Source organism: Natronomonas sp. EA1 (assembly GCF_051195035.1).
GTDB lineage: Archaea > Halobacteriota > Halobacteria > Halobacteriales > Haloarculaceae > JBNTJV01.
On the sequence record NZ_JBNTJV010000001.1, the window covers coordinates 88,409 to 108,002 of the forward strand.

General features: G+C 67.4%; 23 protein-coding genes and 1 tRNA gene. 16 read left to right on the top strand and 8 right to left on the bottom strand.

The features are described from left to right. Nucleotides 1-18: 18 nt before the first annotated feature. From ACQUQR_RS00515 to ACQUQR_RS00525, 3 genes are read left to right on the top strand one after another with little or no spacing between them, the layout of a single operon-like run. Nucleotides 19-1,185, top strand: a complete 1,167-nt coding sequence (locus ACQUQR_RS00515) for a thiolase C-terminal domain-containing protein (RefSeq protein ID WP_435193898.1) — start codon at nt 19-21, stop codon at nt 1,183-1,185. Then, nucleotides 1,182-1,556, top strand: coding sequence for a Zn-ribbon domain-containing OB-fold protein (locus ACQUQR_RS00520; protein WP_435193900.1), 375 nt, complete (start codon nt 1,182-1,184; stop codon nt 1,554-1,556). The genes ACQUQR_RS00515 and ACQUQR_RS00520 overlap by 4 nt, the downstream gene beginning before the upstream one ends. Before the next feature lie 59 nt (nt 1,557-1,615). Then, the gene (locus ACQUQR_RS00525) at nt 1,616-1,834 is read left to right on the top strand and encodes a hypothetical protein (RefSeq protein WP_435193901.1); all 219 of its coding nucleotides are present in this window, start codon (nt 1,616-1,618) and stop codon (nt 1,832-1,834) included. A gap of 15 nt (nt 1,835-1,849) precedes the next feature. On the opposite strand, the gene ACQUQR_RS00530 is transcribed toward ACQUQR_RS00525, so the two are convergent. Then, complete coding sequence (locus ACQUQR_RS00530) at nt 1,850-2,788, bottom strand: zinc-dependent metalloprotease (RefSeq protein WP_435193902.1); 939 nt, start codon at nt 2,786-2,788, stop codon at nt 1,850-1,852. 72 nt (nt 2,789-2,860) lie between these two features. Here ACQUQR_RS00530 and ACQUQR_RS00535 point away from each other — a divergent pair, with 72 nt between their 5' ends. Beyond that, nucleotides 2,861-3,454 carry a flavin reductase family protein gene (locus ACQUQR_RS00535; RefSeq protein ID WP_435193904.1) on the top strand — a complete coding sequence of 198 codons (594 nt, stop codon included), beginning with the start codon at nt 2,861-2,863 and terminating at the stop codon, nt 3,452-3,454. A 21-nt stretch (nt 3,455-3,475) separates the two neighbouring features. Here ACQUQR_RS00535 and ACQUQR_RS00540 read toward each other — a convergent pair whose 3' ends face one another. Beyond that, on the bottom strand, nt 3,476-3,856 hold the full coding sequence (locus tag ACQUQR_RS00540) for a winged helix-turn-helix transcriptional regulator (RefSeq protein ID WP_435193905.1): 381 nt from the start codon (nt 3,854-3,856) through the stop codon (nt 3,476-3,478). Nucleotides 3,857-3,962: 106 nt separating this feature from the next. Here ACQUQR_RS00540 and ACQUQR_RS00545 point away from each other — a divergent pair, with 106 nt between their 5' ends. Next, nucleotides 3,963-4,586, top strand: coding sequence for an alpha/beta hydrolase (locus ACQUQR_RS00545; RefSeq protein ID WP_435193906.1), 624 nt, complete (start codon nt 3,963-3,965; stop codon nt 4,584-4,586). Nucleotides 4,587-4,591: 5 nt separating this feature from the next. Here ACQUQR_RS00545 and ACQUQR_RS00550 read toward each other — a convergent pair whose 3' ends face one another. Further along, nucleotides 4,592-4,849 carry a hypothetical protein gene (locus ACQUQR_RS00550; RefSeq protein ID WP_435193908.1) on the bottom strand — a complete coding sequence of 86 codons (258 nt, stop codon included), beginning with the start codon at nt 4,847-4,849 and terminating at the stop codon, nt 4,592-4,594. A 100-nt stretch (nt 4,850-4,949) separates the two neighbouring features. On the opposite strand from ACQUQR_RS00550, the gene ACQUQR_RS00555 reads away from it, so the two are divergent. The 4 genes from ACQUQR_RS00555 to purF all read left to right on the top strand — a co-directional run bounded on the left by ACQUQR_RS00555 (nt 4,950) and on the right by purF (nt 8,106). Then, nucleotides 4,950-6,008 (top strand): M20/M25/M40 family metallo-hydrolase, encoded by a 1,059-nt coding sequence (locus ACQUQR_RS00555; protein ID WP_435193910.1) that lies wholly within the window; start codon nt 4,950-4,952, stop codon nt 6,006-6,008. Nucleotides 6,009-6,065: 57 nt separating this feature from the next. Next, nucleotides 6,066-6,251, top strand: a complete 186-nt coding sequence (locus tag ACQUQR_RS00560) for an LSM domain-containing protein (protein ID WP_435193912.1) — start codon at nt 6,066-6,068, stop codon at nt 6,249-6,251. Next, nucleotides 6,248-6,424, top strand: a complete 177-nt coding sequence (locus tag ACQUQR_RS00565) for a 50S ribosomal protein L37e (protein ID WP_435193913.1) — start codon at nt 6,248-6,250, stop codon at nt 6,422-6,424. The genes ACQUQR_RS00560 and ACQUQR_RS00565 overlap by 4 nt, the downstream gene beginning before the upstream one ends. Before the next feature lie 221 nt (nt 6,425-6,645). Next, nucleotides 6,646-8,106 carry an amidophosphoribosyltransferase gene (gene purF, locus ACQUQR_RS00570; protein WP_435193915.1) on the top strand — a complete coding sequence of 487 codons (1,461 nt, stop codon included), beginning with the start codon at nt 6,646-6,648 and terminating at the stop codon, nt 8,104-8,106. A 1-nt stretch (nt 8,107) separates the two neighbouring features. Here purF and ACQUQR_RS00575 read toward each other — a convergent pair whose 3' ends face one another. Continuing rightward, nucleotides 8,108-8,668 (bottom strand): DUF420 domain-containing protein, encoded by a 561-nt coding sequence (locus ACQUQR_RS00575; RefSeq protein ID WP_435193916.1) that lies wholly within the window; start codon nt 8,666-8,668, stop codon nt 8,108-8,110. A gap of 115 nt (nt 8,669-8,783) precedes the next feature. Between ACQUQR_RS00575 and ACQUQR_RS00580 the strand changes: the two genes are divergently transcribed. Then, nucleotides 8,784-8,927, top strand: a complete 144-nt coding sequence (locus ACQUQR_RS00580) for a rubrerythrin-like domain-containing protein (protein WP_435193918.1) — start codon at nt 8,784-8,786, stop codon at nt 8,925-8,927. 381 nt (nt 8,928-9,308) lie between these two features. On the opposite strand, the gene ACQUQR_RS00585 is transcribed toward ACQUQR_RS00580, so the two are convergent. Next, nucleotides 9,309-9,393: transfer RNA gene (locus ACQUQR_RS00585), tRNA-Leu, on the bottom strand. A gap of 195 nt (nt 9,394-9,588) precedes the next feature. On the opposite strand from ACQUQR_RS00585, the gene ACQUQR_RS00590 reads away from it, so the two are divergent. Genes ACQUQR_RS00590 through ACQUQR_RS00600 form a run of 3 tightly spaced genes read left to right on the top strand, consistent with a single transcriptional unit; the run spans nt 9,589 to nt 11,776 of the window. Continuing rightward, nucleotides 9,589-10,104, top strand: a complete 516-nt coding sequence (locus ACQUQR_RS00590) for a helix-turn-helix domain-containing protein (protein ID WP_435193919.1) — start codon at nt 9,589-9,591, stop codon at nt 10,102-10,104. A 38-nt stretch (nt 10,105-10,142) separates the two neighbouring features. Next, nucleotides 10,143-11,270, top strand: a complete 1,128-nt coding sequence (locus tag ACQUQR_RS00595) for an acyl-CoA dehydrogenase family protein (RefSeq protein ID WP_435193920.1) — start codon at nt 10,143-10,145, stop codon at nt 11,268-11,270. After that, a complete protein-coding gene (locus ACQUQR_RS00600) occupies nt 11,270-11,776 on the top strand; it encodes an HAD family hydrolase (RefSeq protein ID WP_435193921.1) in 507 nt (168 codons plus the stop codon). Before ACQUQR_RS00595 ends, ACQUQR_RS00600 begins: the two co-directional genes overlap by 1 nt. Here the strand turns inward: ACQUQR_RS00600 and ACQUQR_RS00605 are convergent. Continuing rightward, nucleotides 11,749-11,997 (bottom strand): DUF5822 domain-containing protein, encoded by a 249-nt coding sequence (locus tag ACQUQR_RS00605; RefSeq protein ID WP_435193923.1) that lies wholly within the window; start codon nt 11,995-11,997, stop codon nt 11,749-11,751. The genes ACQUQR_RS00600 and ACQUQR_RS00605 overlap by 28 nt on opposite strands. An 89-nt stretch (nt 11,998-12,086) precedes the next feature. On the opposite strand from ACQUQR_RS00605, the gene panB reads away from it, so the two are divergent. Then, nucleotides 12,087-12,899 (top strand): 3-methyl-2-oxobutanoate hydroxymethyltransferase, encoded by an 813-nt coding sequence (gene panB / locus ACQUQR_RS00610; RefSeq protein ID WP_435193925.1) that lies wholly within the window; start codon nt 12,087-12,089, stop codon nt 12,897-12,899. Between the two features lie 52 nt (nt 12,900-12,951). Further along, nucleotides 12,952-13,146 (top strand): hypothetical protein, encoded by a 195-nt coding sequence (locus ACQUQR_RS00615; protein WP_435193927.1) that lies wholly within the window; start codon nt 12,952-12,954, stop codon nt 13,144-13,146. 1 nt (nt 13,147) lies between these two features. On the opposite strand, the gene ACQUQR_RS00620 is transcribed toward ACQUQR_RS00615, so the two are convergent. After that, entirely contained in the window at nt 13,148-14,110 is a 963-nt protein-coding gene (locus tag ACQUQR_RS00620; protein WP_435193928.1) for a hypothetical protein, read from the bottom strand. A gap of 74 nt (nt 14,111-14,184) precedes the next feature. Beyond that, the gene (locus ACQUQR_RS00625; protein WP_435193929.1) at nt 14,185-16,890 is read right to left on the bottom strand and encodes an ATP-dependent helicase; all 2,706 of its coding nucleotides are present in this window, start codon (nt 16,888-16,890) and stop codon (nt 14,185-14,187) included. A gap of 536 nt (nt 16,891-17,426) precedes the next feature. Between ACQUQR_RS00625 and rqcH the strand changes: the two genes are divergently transcribed. Then, on the top strand, nt 17,427-19,559 hold the full coding sequence (gene rqcH / locus ACQUQR_RS00630) for a ribosome rescue protein RqcH (RefSeq protein ID WP_435193930.1): 2,133 nt from the start codon (nt 17,427-17,429) through the stop codon (nt 19,557-19,559). The last annotated feature ends 35 nt before the right edge of the window (nt 19,560-19,594 follow it).

Below are 19,594 nucleotides of genomic sequence, written 5' to 3' on the forward strand. Positions count from 1 at the left end.
GTAACCACCACACCCGGTATGGTACGAGCGAGCGTCGTCGGCGCCGGCATGACCAAGTTCGGCGTCCACGACTCCCCGCTGCAAGAACTGTTCGGGCAGGCCGCCTTCGAGGCCTTCGACGACGCGGGTGTCGACCCCGCCGACATCGAGGCGTTCTACTTCGGGAACGCGATGGGTGGCCAGACCGAGAACGACACCCACCTCGCCCCCAAACTCGCCTCGCACGTCGGCATCGCGGGCGTCCCGGCCCAGCGTTTCGAGGACGCCTGCGCGACCTCCGCGAACGCCTTCAAACACGCCGTGGAGGCCGTCGAGTCGGGCCGCCACGACGTCGTCCTCGCGGGCGGCGTCGAGCGGTGTACGCCCGTCACGGGGAAGGACACCCCGGAGATGACGACCATCTTCGCCTCCGCGTCCCACCGGCAGTACGAACAGCCGACGGGGCTCACGTTCCCCGGTGTCTTCGCCCTGCTCACGAAGCGCCACATGCACGAGTACGGCACGACGGAGGAACAGCTCGCGGAGGTCGCCGTGAAGAACCACGCCCACGGCCAGCTGAACGACCGCGCGCACTTCGGGAAGCAAACCAGTGTGGAGGAGGTGCTGGAGGGGCCGGTCGTCGCCGACCCCTTCCGGCTGATGGACTGCTGTCCGTTCTCCGACGGAGCGAGCGCCGTCGTCGTCGTGAGCGAGGAGAAGGCCGCGGCGTTCGACCGCCCCGTCGACGTGGTCGGCCTCGGCCACGCGACGGACGTGGCCCCCATCTGTGACAAACACACCCCGCACGCGACGCAGGCGGCCCGCGACGCGGCCGCGCAGGCGTACGCGCAGGCCGGCTGGGACGGTTCGGAGGTGGACTTCGCCGAGGTCCACGACTGCTTCACCGGCGCGGAGGTGATGGCCTCCGAGGCAATCGGCCTCATCGAGGACGGTCAGGGCGGTGTCGCCGCCGCGGAGGGCCGCACCTCCCTCGGCGGGGAGATCCCCATCAACCCCTCCGGCGGCCTGAAAGCGAAAGGCCACCCCATCGGCGCGACGGGAACGGCCCAGATCGTCGAACTCACCGAACAGCTCCGCGGCATCGCCGGTGAACGGCAGGTGCCCGACGCGACCCGCGCCGTCGCCCACAACCTCGGCGGCGACGCTGCAACGACCCTCGTGACCGCCATGGAGGCCCGACTATGAGTAACCGACCCGAGCAACTGACGTACAGCGAGTGGGCCGAGGCCGTCCGTGACGGACGACTCCTCGGTCAGGAGTGCCCCGACTGCGGCCACGTCGCCGGCGCCCCGAAGGGGGCCTGCGCGCACTGTGGCTCGCGCGACATCGAGACGGTCGAACTCCCCAGCGAGGGGGAGATCTACTCCGTCACGACCATCGCCGTCCCGCCGGGGCAGTTCGAGGAGCGCGGCTATCAGGTCGCGCTCGTCCAGCTCGGCGACGCTCGCGTGATGGGCCGGCTCGACGACCAGGACGTGGAGATCGGCGACTCGGTGACCCTCTCCGGCGTCATCGACGTGGACGACGGGCACCCCGCGCCCGTCTTCTCCGCGTAGGGTCCGGCTTCACCTCTCGCGTTCTCAACCGTCTTCTCCGCTGGCTACCTACAGGACTCATGCACGACCGCATCCGGGCGAAACCGCCGGTGACAGACGTCGACTCCTGGAACGAGGGCACGGTAGACGAGATACGGCCGCAGGGCGAGGAGGTGGTCGTCGTCTGTGACGGCACCGACATCCGCGTCCGGAAGGCCGTCTACGACCTGTTCGTCAGTCGCCTCCCCGCGGTGGTCGATGGCGAGAGCGTCGTCGGACAGACGGTGTGGTACAAGTAGCTCCAGAACGCGGGGTCAGGCCACCCGACGAATCCACAGCTCGGGGTTGTCGAGCTCCGCCGCCGAGGGGAGGTTCCCCGGGCGCTTCCAGACGAGCGAGGCGGTCTCGACCCCGCGGGCGTCGGCGACGGCGTCGAAGAAGGCCTTGCCTCGTTCGTACTGCCGGCGTTTCATCCCCATCCCGAGGAGTCGCCGGATGAGCTGACCGATGGGGCCGGCGTTCTGCCGTCTGGCGTCGAGTTTCGCGCGGAGGTCGACGTACTCCTGGTCGAACGCGCGGTCCATGACGAGTTCTGCGTACCCCTCGACGGCGGTCATGGCGGTGTCGAGTTCCTTCAGCGACTGTCGGTCGAACTCCCCGTCGAGGAGGGCATCGACCCCGGTTCGCATCCGGGATTCGAGGTGCTCGGGGAGCCACGGGGCCGCGCCGAACTCCGCGGCGTGGGCGACCTCGTGGAAGGCGATCCATCGCCTGAATCGGGGGAACGGCACGTCGAGGGCGTCGGCGACTTTGCGGATGTTCGGGTCCACGTAGTAGAGGGCGTGGTCGTCCTCGGCGAGCAGCAGGGGGTCGTACTGGCCGAGGACGTTGTTGCCGAGGAAGGCGAGCATGACGGTCATCGTGCCCGTGTTGACGGTGCGGGCGACGCCCGGTACCGACTCCTCGGCGAGGGGGGCCATCAGGCGCTCGAAGGTGCCGACGTTGGCGTCGATCCAGTGGTGGCGGTCGTGGAGTTCGACGGTCGACGGGAGATCGAACTCGAGGCCGGAGACGGCACGCAGGCGGTCGCGGGCGTCGCGGGTGTCGCGGGCGTAGCCCCCGCGGTCAGCCTGGGCGAGGTCGAGCGACCCGGGGTCGATGGCGGCTTTCGCGCCCTCGGCGGCGGCGGCCCAGTCGATGGGGCCCTCGCCGGAGGCGTCCGCCACGGCCCGGATGACGCGATAGATGCTCACACGGACCCTATCCCATCGCCGGGTAAAGCGTTTCTGGGGAACCGCTTTCTACTCCCCCTCCGTCGGAGGGATATGGACCAGGTCCATGGCACCCCGGACGCGTTCGGGTCACCGTATCGATTGTTATCGGGTGCGGTCGTCCCGCGGCCCATCGCGTGGGTCGGGACACAGAACAGCGAGGGGAAGGCGAACCTCGCGCCGTACTCCTTCTTCAACGTCGTGAGCGCCGACCCGCCCATCGTGATGTTCGCGCCCTTCGGGCAGGGTGATGACAGAAAGGACACGGCGGTGAACGTCATGGAGACGGGCGAGTGCGTCATCCACGTCGTCACCGAGTCGACGGTGGAGGCGATGAACGAGACGGCGGCGACGCTCGCCCCCGACGAGGACGAGTTCGAACACGCGGGGCTGGAACGCGCCCCAACCGAGGTCGTCGACGCCCCCCGCGTCGCCGACGCCCGGGTGGCGTTCGAGTGTACCCTCCACGACGCACAGGAGGTCGGCGGCTCGATGCTCATCATGGCCGAGGTCGTCCACGTCCACCTGGACGAGGAACTCCTCACCGAGGGGAAGTTCGATACCGAGAAACTGGACGCCATCGGTCGGCTGGCGGGTGGCTGGTACGCGCGCCTCTCCGATCGCTTCGAGCTGGAACGGCCGCCCTGACTCGTCGACCCGTGTCGACGCCTATTCCGCGATACGCTCGCGCTCCGCGTTCGTCTCCGTCTCGGCCGACTTGTTCGGCGGTGCGTGGAGCCACTCGTCGGCCCAGGCCTCGATCTCGTCGAACACCGGGCACAAAGAGCGGCCCTTGTCGGTGAGCGAGTAGTAGGTCGCCACGGGGGCGTCCTCCTCCAATCTGCGGTTGACGAACCCCATCTCTCCAAGGTCGTCGAGGACGCGCGAAAGCGTCCGCGAGGAGGCGTCCGTCGAGCGCTTGAGTTCGTTGAAGCGCTTCTCGCCGTCCTGCAGGTCGTGGAGTACGATGAGCCGCCACTGCGACCCGATCTGCTGGAGGCTGTCGATGACGCTGCAGGCTTCCTCGTCGTACCGCTCATCTGATGACATGGCTGTTACCTGGTGTCGATATCGTCCGGCTGGATATAAGAAGGTTCGTGTCGTAATCAGGTAACATGGTGACACCAATTGCGACGACCGGACTGCGGGTGAGCGTATGACACACCAGGACCAGCCCCTCCAGCGGACGGGGACCCCCCTCGAAGAGGCCGACGCGGCCGTAATTATGGTGCACGGTCGGGGAGCGACGGCCCAGGGAATGCTCGGAATGAGCCAGGAGCTCCCCGACGGCCCGGCGTATCTCGCGCCGCAGGCCGAACGCGGCACCTGGTACCCCTACTCCTTTATGGCGCCGATGGAGCAGAACCAGCCACACCTCGCGAACGCGCTGCAGGCGGTCGGCGACGCCATCGAGACGGCGACGGAGGCCGGCATCCCCCGCGAGCGGGTCATGCTCATCGGGTTCTCACAGGGGGCCTGTCTGTCGAGTGAGTATCTCGCCCGGAACGCCGAGCGCTACGGCGGGTTCGCCGCGCTCTCCGGTGGCCTCATCGGCCCTGAGGGGACCCCCCGCGAGTACGAGGGGTCGTTCGACGGCACCCCGGTGTTCCTCGGCTGCTCCGACGTGGACCCGCACATTCCGGTCGAACGCGTCCACGAGACGGCCGAGGTGTTCGAAGCGATGGACGCGGCGGTCACGGAGAACATCTACGAGGGGATGGGTCACACCGTCATCCCCGACGAGTTGGAACACGTCCGCGCGCTGGTCGCGGACCTCTAACCCCCTCAGGCGTCGATATCGTCGAGGTCACCGAGGTCGTCGTCGACCTCGTCCGCGCCATCCAGTTTCTTCTTGACGACGACGGCGATGAGTGCCAGGAACAGCAGGCCGACGAGCGCGGGCTTCCACGCCGCCGTGCTGCCGTCGGAGTCCTCGGACTCCGCGAACTCGATGCTCCCGTCCTCGTCTTCGGTTCCCCGCGAGAAGGGGGCGTTGAACGTCGCGCCGTCGAGGTGGAGCTCCAGAAGCGTGAATTTCGCCATACCTACATATCGGCGAGACCGCACTTATCGGTTGTGACGGTCGTGTCCTCACACCACACGCGACCGAGCACTACTTTTTTCTCCCGGCCCGCGTTCGGCTATGAACGAGCGACAACGCGAGTTCCTCGACGACCTGCTCGCGACGGCCACGCCCTCCGGGTTCGAGACCGCCGGCCAGCGGGTGTGGGTCGAGTACGTCGAGACGTTCGCGGACGCGGTCCACACCGACGCGTACGGCAACGCCGTCGCCGTCGTCGAGGGTGATGGACCCGAGGTGTTACTCGGGGGCCACGGCGACGAGATCGGCCTCATGGTCCGGGATATCACCGACGATGGCTTCCTCAAACTCACCCGGGTCGGTGGTGCGGACCGGACGGTCACCCGTGGCCAGCACGTCACCGTCCACGGCGCCGACGGCCCGGTCGACGGTGTGATCGGACAGGTGGCGATCCACCTCCGGGACACCGGCGAGGAGGGCCAGACGGACATCGCCGAGCAGTACGTCGACATCGGGGCCGACGACGAGACGGCGGCCCGCGAACTCGTCGAGGTCGGCGACCCCATCACCTTCGATACCCGGGTCCACGACCTGCAGGGGAGTCTCGTCTCCGCCCGGGGGATGGACAACCGCGTGGGGACGTGGGCTGCGGCCGAGGCGCTCCGGCGCGCGGCCGAAGTGGACCCTGACGCAACCGTCTACGCCGTCTCCACGGTGCAAGAGGAGGTCGGGTTCCAGGGGGCGAAGATGGTCGGGTTCGACCTCGACCCGGACGTGGCGGTCGCCGCGGACGTGACCCACGCGACGGACACCCCCGAATCGCCGGGCTCGAAGGGCTCGGGCATCGAACTCGGCGCGGGCCCCGTCGTCGCCCGCGGGAGCACGAACCACCCGGTCGTCGTGGATGCGGTCCGCGAGGTGGCCGCCGCGGAGGGGATCGACGTCCAGCTCCAGTCGGCCGGGAGCGCCACGGGGACGGACGCTGATGCCTTCTTCACGACGAAAGGCGGGATCCCCTCGCTCAACGTGGGCGTCCCCAACCGGTACATGCACACCCCCGTCGAGGTGGTCGATCTCACGGACCTCGACGCCGTCGCCGACCTGCTGGCCGCGTTCGCCGCGCGCGCCGACGCGTTCGCACCGTACCGGGTCGATATCTGAGGCATCCACGCGCAGTCGTTCGGTGTGTTTAAGGCGGCCGCGCTACCGACTCAGAGTATGACCGGCCGACCACTCGACGTCCTCGAGGAGACCCTCGGTGAGGACGTGACGGTGCAACTGAAGGGCGGCGAGATGTACTCTGGCGTCCTCGCAGGCTACGACCAGCACATGAACCTCGTCATCGAGGAGGGCGAGAACACAACGATTATCCGCGGCGATAACGTCGTCACGATACAACCATGACCGGAGCAGGAACTCCGTCCCAGGGGAAGAAGAACAAGACGACGCACGTCAAATGCCGCCGCTGCGGCGAGAAGTCCTACCACAGCCGCAAGAAGGTCTGCGCCTCCTGCGGCTTCGGGAAGACGGCGAAACGTCGGAGCTACAGCTGGCAGTCGAAGCAGGGCGACAACTAACGCGCTTTCCGAACTGCTTTCTCCCCGCGCCGAGCGACGGCTGTCTCCCCCGGTCCCCCGTCTCATCCTCTCACCCTCTCACGACCAGCCCCGCCACCGTCACCCGATCTCGGCCCTCTCGCTTCCGAATGGACACGTTTGTGCACACTTTTTCACGAATCGAAGCGAGATACGACACAACCACGGGTGTTTTTACCCCTCGGCCCCCCACCCTCTCTCACATGTCTGGGCTTCCCCAAGGCCTCCGGGAGAAGTGCGGTGTCGTCGGCGTGTCGCTCGCCGACAGGCAGGCCGCACGACCGCTCTACTACGCGCTGTACGCCCTCCAGCACCGCGGGCAGGAGTCGGCGGGTATCGTCACCCACGACGGCTTCCAGCAGCACGACCACGTCGAGCTGGGGCTCGTGGGTGATGCCTTCACCGAAGCGGACCTCGACGGGCTCGCGGGTCGCGTCGGCATCGGCCACGTCCGCTACCCCACCGAGGGTGGGCTCGACTCCTCGTGTGCCCAGCCCTTCTCCGTCTCCTTCAAATCCGGCTCGCTCGGCCTCTCGCACAACGGCAACCTCGTGAACGCCGACGAGATCCGCGAGGAACTCGCTGGACTGGGCCACGCGTTCACCAGCGACGGGGACACGGAGGTCATCGCCCACGACCTCGCCCGGAACCTCCTCGAGGCCGACCTCGTGCGCGCCGTCAAGCGCACGATGAACCGCATCCACGGCTCGTACTCGCTCACCATCACCCACGACGACACCGTTCTGGGGGTCAGAGACCCAGAGGGGAACCGCCCGCTGTGTATCGGGAAGCTCGACGACGGCTACATTCTCGCGTCCGAATCGGCCGCGATCGACGTGCTCGACGGCGAGCTCATTCGCGACGTGAACCCCGGCGAACTGGTCGTTCTGCAGGAGGACGGCGAGGGGTTCGACTCCTATCAGCTCTTTACGCCCGAGAACACGGCCCACTGCTTCTTCGAACACGTCTACTTCGCCCGCCCGGACTCCGCCATCGACGGCAAGCTCGTCTACGACGTGCGCCGTGACCTCGGGCGGAAGCTCTGGGAGGAGTCCGGCATCGAGACGGACGTCGTCATGCCCGTCCCCGACTCGGGGCGGGCGTTCGCCTCCGGCTACGCCGAAGCCGCACAGGAGGAGGGCGCGGACGTGGAGTTCGCGGAGGGGCTGATGAAAAATCGATACGTCGGCCGGACGTTCATCATGCCGACACAGGACGCCCGCGAGCGGGCCGTCCGCCTGAAGCTCAACCCCATCCGGGACGTCGTCGAGGGGAAGACGGTCACCGTCATCGACGACTCCATCGTCCGCGGGACGACCTCGACGCAGCTCGTCCAGCTCCTGCGCGACGTGGGCGCCGAGGCCGTCCACATGCGCATCGGGGCACCGCCCATCATCGCGCCGTGTTACATGGGTATCGACATGGCCACCAGGGAGGAGCTCATCGCCGCGGACCAGACGACCGAGGAGATCTGTGAGGAGATCGCCGCCGACTCGCTCGCGTACCTCTCCATCGACGCCATCGCGGAGACGCTCGACGAGTCGGAGTCGGACCTCTGTCTCGGCTGCGTGACCGGCGAGTACCCGTACGACATCGAGGGGGAGGAGACGGACCGCGACGTGGAACGGCCGGTCATCGGTGACCCCGCACCCGCCGACGACTAGGTCAGTAGACGACGTACAGGAGCAGATACACCACGTTTCCGAGGACGAACGACACGAGCCAGAGCGACGCAGCCGCCCGTCCCACGCGCTTGTGCACGGTGTCGAAGACGGCCCCGAGCGGCCGGGTCAGCCCCAGCAGCGCGACGTAGTACAGCAGCGGGATACAGACGATGGCGAGCAGGATGTGGATGGCGAGCAGTGGGAGATAGACGAACTGGTAGACCGCGTCGGGGCCGGGGAACGGCGCCGGCCCCTCCAGCGCGACCTTGTAGAGGTAGAGGAGGAGGAAGCCGGCGAACAGCACCAGCGAGGTGAGCATCAACACGCGGTGGCGCTCGTAGTGGCCCTGCCGGGCCGCCGCGACGCCGAGGACGATGGTACCGATGGCGGCGGTGCTGACGACGGCGTTCACGTGAGGGATGAGCGCGAGGACGGCATCGGACGCCCGCGGCAGGGCGGTCGCCGGCACGACCCCCAGCGCGGCCCCGAACACGGCCGCGAGCGACACGACGGTGAGGACGGCGGTGAGCTCCGGCACGCGCTCCTTCGCGTTGAGTTCCATGCCCGGGCGTACGGACGGGAGGTAGATAGGCGTTAGAAGAGGCGTGTTAGCATGTCCCCCGATTACGTCCGATAGTGTGTTAAGCTTTAACACGCTCGGGGACGTATACGCGGATATGCATCCGAACCCGGAGGTACCGAACGCACCACTCTACGAGTGCGAGGACTGCGGCGCTCGCGTCACCGAAGAGCGACACACGCGGGTCTGTCCGGAGTGCGACGGCTTCCTGCGGAACATCGCCATCCCTCGCGGGGAGTGACGACCGGAGGAAGCGCGGCCACTCCCGGACGGAGCGGCCGCTGTCGAGTGTCGTGTTCAGAGAGGTTAATGCGTGGGACCGGATTTGAACTTCGGTCGGAGCAAAGCTCCTCCCTGATTCAAACCGGCCGCGCACTGTCGTCCCCTCACGTTCGTTCGGGGACAGCCAGTGCGTGGGACCGGATTTGAACTTCAGTCACTCACTTCGTTCGTGACAGCGTTCGCGAACAGCGAGCTGTTCGCTCACCGGCGGACCGCTACAGGACAGCGCCCTGCATGGCTATCGCTCGTGAGTGTCGTGTTCAGAGAGGTTAATGCGTGGGTGCTGTCCTAGGGACGAGCACCCGCACTGAGTTAGCGGCCGAGACGGCCACCCTAACAGTGCGTGGGACCGGATTTGAACCGGCGGACCTCTACAGGACAGCGCCCTCAACGCTGCGCCGTTGGCCTGGCTTGGCTACCCACGCACGGTGCGTCTTGTGTGCACTCCATCGTATCCGCGTCGTTGACTTAAGGGTGTCTTTTCGACTTCGCCCTGTGACCCCCTCGCGCGGATTCGGGGCCGGCGGGCGGTGGGGTCTGGGGGGTGCGTACGGCGTCCGCGGTGGTGAGAAACGCCGCGAGGCGCGGGGTTGAAGTACGTAACCGAAGTAGACGGGCGTATGGCAAAATACTCCACCGGCGGCGTCGGGGGAGACGACGCCGACGCCTGCGAACTCTGCGGGAAGGAGACCACGAAGCTCCGGACCGAGGATGTCGCCGGTGCCCGGTTGCAGGTCTGTAGCGACTGTGCCAAACACGGCGAAGGGGGCGGAAAGCGCTCCTCCAACACGTCGGACGCCTCGCAGGACCCCGAGCGCGAACGCCGGAAGAAGACGGCTCAGCGGCTCGCCCGGATGGACGACGCCCGGAAGGGCGACCCCAAACACTGGGAGGAGGAGGGGACGGACTACCAGGACGACCCCCTGCCGTATCTCGTTCGGGGCTACGGCGACAAGCTGGAGGAGGCTCGTCAGGAGGCGGGGCTCCAGACCGCCGAACTCGCCGGCGAACTGGGCGTCGACGAGGCGGACATCATCGCCGTCGAGCAGGGGCGGGCGACCCGTGCGGGCATCGGTGGCTCGCTCATCTCGGCGCTCGAAGAGCGGCTGAACGTCAAGCTGGCCGAGGAGTCGTAGGCCGGGCAATTTTTGCTCCCACCCTCCAAGGGGTGGATATGGAACTCACCCCGGAACAGGAGGCCGTCCGCGAGACGGTCCGCGAGGTCGCGCTGGAGGAGATCCGGCCCCTCGCGAGGGAGTGCGACGAGACGGAGACGTTCCCCGAGGGGGTGTGGGACCGCCTCGGCGAACTGGACCTGCTCTCGCTCACCGTCCCCGAGGAGTACGGCGGCTACGACGCCGACGGCCTCACCTACGCGCTCGTCAACGAGGAGCTCGCGTACGGCTCGCTCGCCGTCGCGACCGCCGCATCGGTCCACTCGCTCGCCACCTCCTGTATCGCGAACTTCGGCACCGAGGCGCACAAGGAGACGTGGCTCCCGGAGATGGCCTCCGGGCGACCCGTGGGTGCGTTCGCGCTCTCCGAACCCCACGCCGGGTCGAACCCCGCGGAGCTCTCCACCGAGGCGAAACTGGAGGGCAACGAGTACGTCATCAACGGGACGAAACAGTGGATCACGAACGGGGAGCGCTCCGGGGTCGTCATCCTCTTCGCGAAGACGGACAAGACGGACGACGGTACGGTGACGCAGTTCCTCGTCCCGAAGGACACCGACGGGCTGGAGGTGGGGAAGAAGGAGCACAAACTCGGGCTTCGGGCGTCGGACACGACGACGCTCACCTTCGACGACGTGCGCATTCCCGAGGAGAACCGCCTCACGGAGGTCGGGAAGGGGCTCTCCGCCGCGTTCTCGACGCTCACGGGTGGCCGGGTCGCCATCGCCGCCCAGGCCGTCGGGGTCGCGCAGTCGGCGCTCGACGCGGCCCTCGAGTATGCACAGGACCGCGAGCAGTTCGACAAGCCCATCAGCGAGATCCAGACGATTCGCCACAAGCTCGCGGATATGCACACCCGGACACAGGCCGCGCGTCTCCTGACGTACGACGCGGCGCGCCAGCTGGATTCGGGTCGCCCGCCGATGCAGGCCGCGAGCACGGCGAAGTACTTCGCCAGCGAGGCCGCGATGGACGTGACGAACGAGGCGGTCCAGATCCACGGCGGGGCCGGCTACACGACGGACTTCCCCGTCGAGCGGATGTACCGCGACGCGAAGATCACGACCATCTACGAGGGGACCTCCGAGATCCAGAAGAAAGTCATCGCGCGGTCGCTGCTCGAGTGATGCACGTCTTCGATCTGGACAACACGCTCGTCCGGCTCACCGTCGACTGGGAGCAGGTCGCACAGGAGGCTGCCGCCGCGCTCCGCGAGGAGGGCGTCGACCCGCCACACGACCTCTGGGGGATGCTCGACGTGGGCGACGAGACGGGGACGCGACACGTCGTCGAGGCGGTCATCTCGGCACACGAGCGCGAGGGGGCCCACGCCAGCGAGCGCCTGCCCGCGGCCGACCGCCTCCCCGAGGGACCGGTCGGTGTCTGCTCGCTCAACTGCACGGACGCCTGTCACATCGCGCTCGACCGCCACGACATCGAGGTCGACGCCGTCGTCGGCCGGGACTCCGGGCCGTGGGAGAAACCCGACCCCGAACCCCTGCTCGCGACCATCGACGCGCTCGGCGGCGACCCGAGCGAGGCGCTGTTCATCGGCGATAGCGAGACGGACGAACGGTGTGCCGAGCGGGCGGGGGTCGCGTTCCTCTACGTCGACGACTGGCTCGCGGCCTGAGCCCGCTTGCGGGCGTAGCCGTACACGGAGAGGGCGACGAGGATCCAGATGACGGCGCCAACCCGGATGGCGAAGCCGGCCTTCGCGTTCCAGGTGGGGAGGTCGAACGGCACGGAGAGGAGGGCGACGATCGGCGCGCCGACGACGATGGTGACGACGAAGGTGGTCTGCATCACCCAGCCGAAATCGACCTCGTCGTCGGGGACGTCGACACGTTCCATACCCGGAGTGGGGCGGACGGCCGAATAAACGGTTCGAGATGGCTCCCGAGAACCGGGGTTTTGATAGTCGCCGGCATGGAGGCTCAGGCATGCCCACCGTTCGGACGATTCGGGAGCAGACGGGCGGCGAGCGCCTCACGATGCTCACCGCCTACGATACGCCCTCCGCGCGCATCGTCGACGAAGCCGGCGTCGACATGATCCTGGTCGGCGACAGCGTCGGCAACGCGGTGCTCGGCTTCGACTCCACGCTTCCGGTCACCGTCGACCAGCTGGCGAGCCACACCGAGGCCGTCGTTCGCGGCACGGAGGACGCGCTCGTCGTCGCGGACATGCCGTTCCTCTCGTTCGGCGTCGACACCGCCCAGACCATCGAGAACTGCGGCCGGATGCTGAAGGAGGCCGGCGCCGACGCCGTGAAGCTCGAGTCCGGCCCGCACACGGTCGAGCTGACCGAGAAACTCGTTCAGCTCGGCATCCCGGTGCAGGCGCATCTCGGACTCACCCCGCAGCACGTCAATCAGCTCGGTGGCTATACTCGCCAGGGCACCGACGAGGCCGCCGCCCGCGAGATCATGGACCTCGCCCAGCGCCACGAGGAGGCCGGCGCGTTCTCGCTCGTCCTGGAGCACGTCCCCGCGAACCTCGCCGCGCAGGTGACCGAACAGCTCTCGATTCCGACTATCGGGATCGGTGCCGGCCCGGACTGCGACGGCCAGGTGCTCGTCTTCCACGACGTGGTCGGGCTCTCCGAGCGGACCCCGCCGTTCGCGAAGCCGTTCGGTGACGCGAAATCCGAGATGGAGCACGCGGTCGATTCGTTCGTCGAGGCGATCGCGAACGGGGAGTTCCCGGCGGACGAGCACAGCCACGTCGAGGAAGAACTCGACTCGCTCTACTGAGCGGGATGACCGGCACACTGATTGTGGCTGCCGGATTACACCTCCCCGAGAGATGACTACCGGCTCGCTGAGTGCGACGATCCGCGCAGTGCTCTTCTTCGTCTCCGTCGCCGCGATCGCCGGGACGACGTTCCTCTGGATCTATCTCTACGGGTCGCTCGCACTCCCGGTGCCCGAGGCGCTCATCGGTATCACTCCGACGGCCGTCATCGGCTCGCTCGCGGGATACTACGCCGTGTTCGGGTAGATCAGGGCTCGACGTTCGCCCGGATGCGCTCGTCGATCTCCGACCGGAGCGCGTCGCGGTCGGGCTTCGTCGCAACCCGTCCGTGGACGATTTCGAGGATGTCGAGCGTGTCGAGCAGCGCCGTCGTCTCCTCGCGATCGAGGGCGAGCGCCCGCTCCACGTCGTACACCGTCGAGGCGGTCGACACGCTGTCGACGAGCTGTTCGACCGTGATCCCTTCCCGAATCTCGGTTTTCGGGTCGATGACCTCGGTGGCTTCGGCGGCGTCGGTCTCCTCGTCCGTCGGTTCGACGGCCGGCTCGGCGTCAGTGGCGCTCGTGTCGGCCGCCGTCGTGGCGGCGTTCGGCGTCGGCTCGTGGATCCCGTGTTCGATGAGGTGGTGGCGGACGGTCGCCGGGGTCACCGTCGCGCCGAGCTCGTCGCGCATCTCCTCGAAGGTATCACAGGTCTCGTACACCGCCCGGAGTTTCTCTGGGTCCCGGTGGGGTGCTGTCTCCCCGCCGCTGACGTGGACCTTCGTGTAGTGAATCTTCATGCCGTGGGCCGTCTCGAAGGCCGCGTCACACGCGCCGTGCTGGCAGCTGACTCGACCGGCCTCCGCTTCCGGTTCGCCGTCGGGTCTCCCGACTTCTCCCTCGGTCGCCACGATGGTCGGGATGGGCTCGTTCGCCACGACGACGGCGGGCTCGACGAGGGTCGGCCCGGTGTCCTCCCCCGCGTCTGTCGCGTCTCCCGGCATCGCCGCGTCATCGCCCGTCTCGCACTCCGTCCCCTCGTCGGCAGGCGTGGTGTCGGCCGACTCCGCTCCCCGGAGGTCCGTCTCCGGCGTGAGCGTCACCTCGAGTTCGACGGTCAGCGCCTCCCCGTTTCGCCCCCGAGGCACCGCGTCTTCGACCGGGATCCCTCGCGCTTCCAGTTGGTCAACGAACGCCGCCAGTCGTCGTAAATCATCGCTGAGCGTCATTCCCCCATCTCCGACCGAGGAGCCCCGGTAGATACCGTTGTCCCCTGATATAGCAGGGCAAAGTGTACTGGGGGTCAGTCCGCGGTCGCCCCGTCGCCGATCGCCTCCAGCACGCGCTCGTGGAACTCCTGGAGGGCGGCGGATTCGTCTTCCGCGAGCACCACATCGCTCGCCATCAGCGTGGCGAGGCCGAACGCTCGCGGGGAGGGGGAGTCCACCTGCGCCACGCACACCTCGAGGTCACCCGACTGGAGCGCCGCGAGCACCGACTCGATGGCCCCGACGTTGAGTTTGTCCTCGAGGATCTCCCGGTAGGTCTCCTCGATGACGGCGAACGCGGGGAGCTCCTGGGCGAACGAGAGCAGCATCTCCGAGGAGACCTGCTGTTGGGCCGCGGTCTTCTCGTACCCCTTGTAGCGTTTCAGGATCATCAGCGAGCGCGTGGCGTTGATGCGGAAGTAGCGCTTCAGGAGGTCCGTCCCGTCGAGGGCAGCCCGCAGGTCCGCACGGACGCTCGCGGGGTCGATCTCTCGCAACAGACGCTCGAGGTCCACCTTCCGGTTGAGCGGCATCGAGAGCGTGAAGCCGTGGTCCGCGACGGCGACGTTGACGTTCGTGTTGGTGGTCTGTGCGACGTGGTACGCGAGCAGTCGTGAGAGCCCGTCGTTGAACCGGCGGCCGTAGTTCGAGTGGACGTAGTAGTTTCTTCGGTACTCGGTTTTGTCCAGCTCGACCTCGATGGGCAATCTGGATGGGGTGGCGACGCTCTCCTCGCCCGCGTAGCGCACCTGCTCGTCGAACATCCGGGTGAGCGCCCGGACGGTGTGCTCGTCGAGCGGGTACTCACGCAGCCACGCGCGGACGGCCGCGGGGCCCTCCTCTAGGCGAGCGAGCAACTCACGCTGGAAGGCGAGGATCTCCCGTCCCAGATCATAGGAGAGCGGCAGGCGCTCGGAGAACCACGAGGGGACCGTGGGGCGGGCGCTCGTCGGGTCGACGTAGGCCTTCGACCCCCGTCGGTAGCGGTACTCGTAGTGTCCGCCACCGAGGACGAACACGTCTCCCTTCTCGAGGGTGTCGAGGTACTCCTCGTCCAGTTGGCCCACCCACTCGTCCGAGCGCGTGTAGACGTCGATGTCGAAGGAGTCGGGGATGGTCCCGAGGTTCGTCATGTAGATGACCCGGGCGAGCCGGCCGCGCTTCCCGATGAGGGGTTCACCCACCTCGTAGTCGGGGTAGTGGTGCTCGCCGTCGGGCGCGTCGTTGGTGTCGCGCCAGATCTTCGCGTAGACGTTCTTCTCCTCTAACCCGTCGTATGCGGCCGTGAGATACGACATGAGCCGTTCCCAGTCGGTGTCGGTGTACTCCCGGTAGGGGTAGGCGGAACCGAGGATCTCCCGAACCTCGGCCTCGGGTCGCGGCCCGTTGATGGCCATCCCGTAGACGTGCTGGGCGGCCACGTCCTGGGCTCGCTCGGGGACGAACACCCGGTCGACGAACCCCTCCTCGGCCTTCTTGAGCATCACCGCACACTCCACGAGCTCGTCGCGGTCCAGCGCGATGACCCGGCCCGTCACCGTCTCGCCGACCTGGTGGCCCGCGCGGCCCACGCGCTGGAGGAGCGCGGCGACGGATTTGGGAGACCCCACCTGTACGACCAGGTCGACGTGGGGCATGTCGATACCCAACTCGAGGGAGGTGGAGGTCGTCACCACGTCCAGGTCCCCCGACTTGAGGCGCTCTTCGATGTCGTGCCGTCGCTCCTTCGAGAGCGAGCCGTGGTGACACCCCGAGTTCGCTTCGGTGTAGCCGAACCGCTCCCGGAGGTTGTGGAGCACGCGCTCGGCCCCCGACCGGGTGTTCGTGAAGACGATGGTGTTCGTGTGGTCGGCGACGAGGTCGTGGAGCTGGTCGTAAAAACGGTCCTGGACCACGCTGCCGGGCGTGTTGATGAGGTCCGCCGTCGGGCAGGTGAGCTCGATGTCGAACTCCCGGACGAATCTGGCATCCACGAGCTCGTAGTCCCGTGGTTCGCCCCCTTCTTGTCCCACCAGGAACTCCGCCATCGTGGAGAGGGGCTCCACCGTCGCCGAACAGCCGATGCGCGTGGGGGAGCTGTCGCACATCGCCTCCAGCCGTTCGAGCGAGACGGCCAGATGCGTCCCGCGTTTGTTCTCCGCGAGGCTGTGGACCTCGTCGACGATGACGTACTCCACGGTCTCCAGTTTCGCCGCGAACTTCGGGCTGTTCAGCAGGATGGCGAGCGTTTCGGGGGTCGTGTTGAGGATGTGTGGCGGCGTCTCCAGCATCTGCTGGCGCTCGTAGTCGGAGGTGTCGCCGTGGCGAATCGCGTGTCTGATCTCGAGGTCCCCCTCGGCCCGCTCGGTGATGCCGTCGAGGGGGACCTCCAGATTGCGGTGGATGTCGTTGGCGAGCGACTTGAGAGGAGAGACGTACAGACAGTAGACCGAGTCCTCCAACGTCCCCGATTTCGCCCGTCCGAACAGGTCGTCGATGATGGCCGCGTAGCTGGCCAGCGTCTTGCCCGACCCCGTCGGCGCACAGACGAGCGCGTTCTCCCCGTCGTCGATGAGCGGGATGGCCTCCTTCTGCGGTGGCGTAAAGAAGCCGCCGTTGGCGGGGACGAAGGAGCCGAACTGCTCGACCCACCACGACCGGACCTCGGGTTCGAGCCGGGAGAGAACGGCCTCGTCGTCGATGGCCACGGACTCGGGGTCGAACTCGACGCCCGACTCGGCGAGCAGGTCACGGCCTCCCATTTGTCCGGTGTTCGACTCGCAGGCTCAAGGGGGTTCTGGAAGGGGAGGGTGTGGCTGTACAGAGGCGGACGGCCGGTCGCGCGTGGTACGAGTATTCGCGAGTACCCGCGCGGGCCGGGGGTGAGCCGAACGACAGTGAGGCGGACGGCCGGTCGCGCGTGGTACGAGTATTCGCGAGTACCCGCGCGGGCCGGGGGTGAGCCGAACGACAGTGAGGCGAACGTCGTGGGACGAGTGGAACGAGTCCCACGGAAAAGGGCTGGTGCGGTCGCGGTGCTGTCCCTGGTGGACTTGCAAAGGGCGAGTCCGGTCGCGCCGGAGGGGAGTCGTCTGCGCGGGCACTATCCGCGTCAGCGGATATCCCGCGCAGCGACCGCGAGCGGGCGAGGGCTTTGCAGGTGTTCTCGCCCCAAACTCCGACGCGAGAGAAGGATTTACAGGCATCTGAAACCGCGTTCGCGACGAACCCAAAACACAATCCCAACCACTCTAGACCCGACAGCCCTTTTCCCCCGCCGTGAAAACCACACACCAATATGGACGAAAAGCGGGCGATGACGAGCGTGGATCTCTGCGCCGTCACCACGGAGCTGGCCCAGTACGAGGGCGCGAAGGTCGACAAGGCCTATCTCTACGACGAGGGGCTCGTTCGGCTGAAGATGCGGGATTTCGACCGAGGACGGGTCGAACTCTTGTTAGAAATCGGCGACCCCAAACGGGCGCACGTCGCGGCACAGGAGCACGTCCCGGACGCGCCGGGGCGACCGCCCAACTTCGCGATGATGCTCCGCAATCGCCTCTCCGGTGCCGATTTCGCGGGGGTCGAGCAGTACGAGTTCGACCGCATCCTTGTCTTCGAATTCGAACGAGAGGATGCGGACACGTTCATCGTCGTGGAGCTGTTCGGGGACGGGAACGTCGCCGTCCTGAACCGGGATAGAGAGGTCATCTCCTGTCTCGACACGGTGCGGCTCAAGTCCCGGACGGTGGCGCCGGGGAGCATCTACGACTACCCCGCCTCGCGGTTCAACCCCCTCACGTGCACGTACGAGCAGTTCGAGGCGAAGATGGCGCAGTCGGACACGGACGTGGTCCGCACCATCGCGACCCAGCTGAACTTCGGGGGGCTGTGGGGTGAGGAGCTGTGTACGCGCGCCGGCGTGGAGAAGACGAAGGCCATCGAGGAGACCACGGAGCGCGACTTCGAGGAGCTGTACGGGGCGCTCGAACGCTTACGCGACACGCTCGAATCGGGGCAGTTCGACCCGCGGGTGTACGTCGAAAGCGAGGGCGAGGGAGAGGGCGACGAAGCCGCCGAGACCCGGACGGTCGTGGACGTGACGCCCGTGCCGCTCGAGGAGCACGCAGACCTCGAGAGCGAGGTGTACGACTCGTTCAACGAGGCGCTGGACGACTACTTCTACCGGCTCGAAGCCGAGAGCGAGGAGCCGACCGACCGGGGTGGCGCGTCGAACCGCCCGGAGTTCGAGGAGGAGATCGCCAAATACCAGCGCATCATCGACCAGCAGCAGGGCGCCATCGAGAACTTCGAGGAGCAGGCCGAAGCCGAACGGGAGAAGGCCGAAGCGCTCTACGCGAACTACGACCTGGTGGACGAGATCCTCACGACGGTCCGGGAGGCCCGCGACGCGGACCACTCGTGGGCGGCCATCGAGGAACGGTTCGAGGCGGCCGCCGAGGCCGGCAACGAGCGAGCGAGCCACGTCGTGGACATCAAACCCGACGTCGGCGCGGTCACGCTCGAACTCGACGGGTCCCGTATCGACTGCTACCCCGAGGATGGCGTCGAGAAGAACGCCGACCGGCTCTACACGGAGGCGAAGGAGATCACCTCGAAGAAGGAGGGGGCGCTCGCGGCCATCGAGGACACCCGCGAGGACCTCGCGGACGCCAAACGCCGGCGCGACGAGTGGGAGGCCGGCGACGAGGACGAGACCGAGGACGAGGAGGGCGAGGAGATCGACTGGCTCTCGCGGAAGAACATCCCCGTGCGGAAGAACGAGCAGTGGTACGAGCGGTTCCGGTGGTTCCACACCTCGGACGGCTTCCTCGTCATCGGGGGGCGCAACGCCGACCAGAACGAGGAGCTGGTGAAGAAGTACATGGACAGGGGTGACCTGTTCTTCCACACGCAGGCGCACGGCGCGCCCGTGACGATTCTGAAGGCGACGGGTCCCTCCGAGTCGGCCCGTGACGTGACCATCCCCGACAGCTCGAAGGAGGAGGCCGCGCGCTTCGCCGTCTCGTACTCCTCCGTCTGGAAGGACGGGAAGTACGCGGGAGACGTGTACATGGCGACGCCGGACCAGGTGTCGAAGACGCCGGAGTCGGGTGAGTTCGTCTCGAAGGGGAGTTTCGTCGTCCGCGGCGACCGCACCTACTTCGACGACACGCCGGTGGACGTGGCCATCGGCATCACCTGCGAGCCGCAGACCCGGGTGGTCGGCGGCCCCGAACGCGCCATCGAGGGGCAGGCGGAGACCTATCTGACACTCGAACCCGGCCAGTACGCACAGAACGACATCGCGAAGATGGTGTACCGGGAGCTCCGGAGCCGGTTCGCCGACGAGACGTTCGTCCGGAAGGTGGCCTCCCCGGACAAGATCCAGGAGTTCTGCCCGACGGGCGGGAGCCGGATCGTGGAGTAGCGACCCGCAAACGCCTGTTTTTGCGTGTGCTGTGC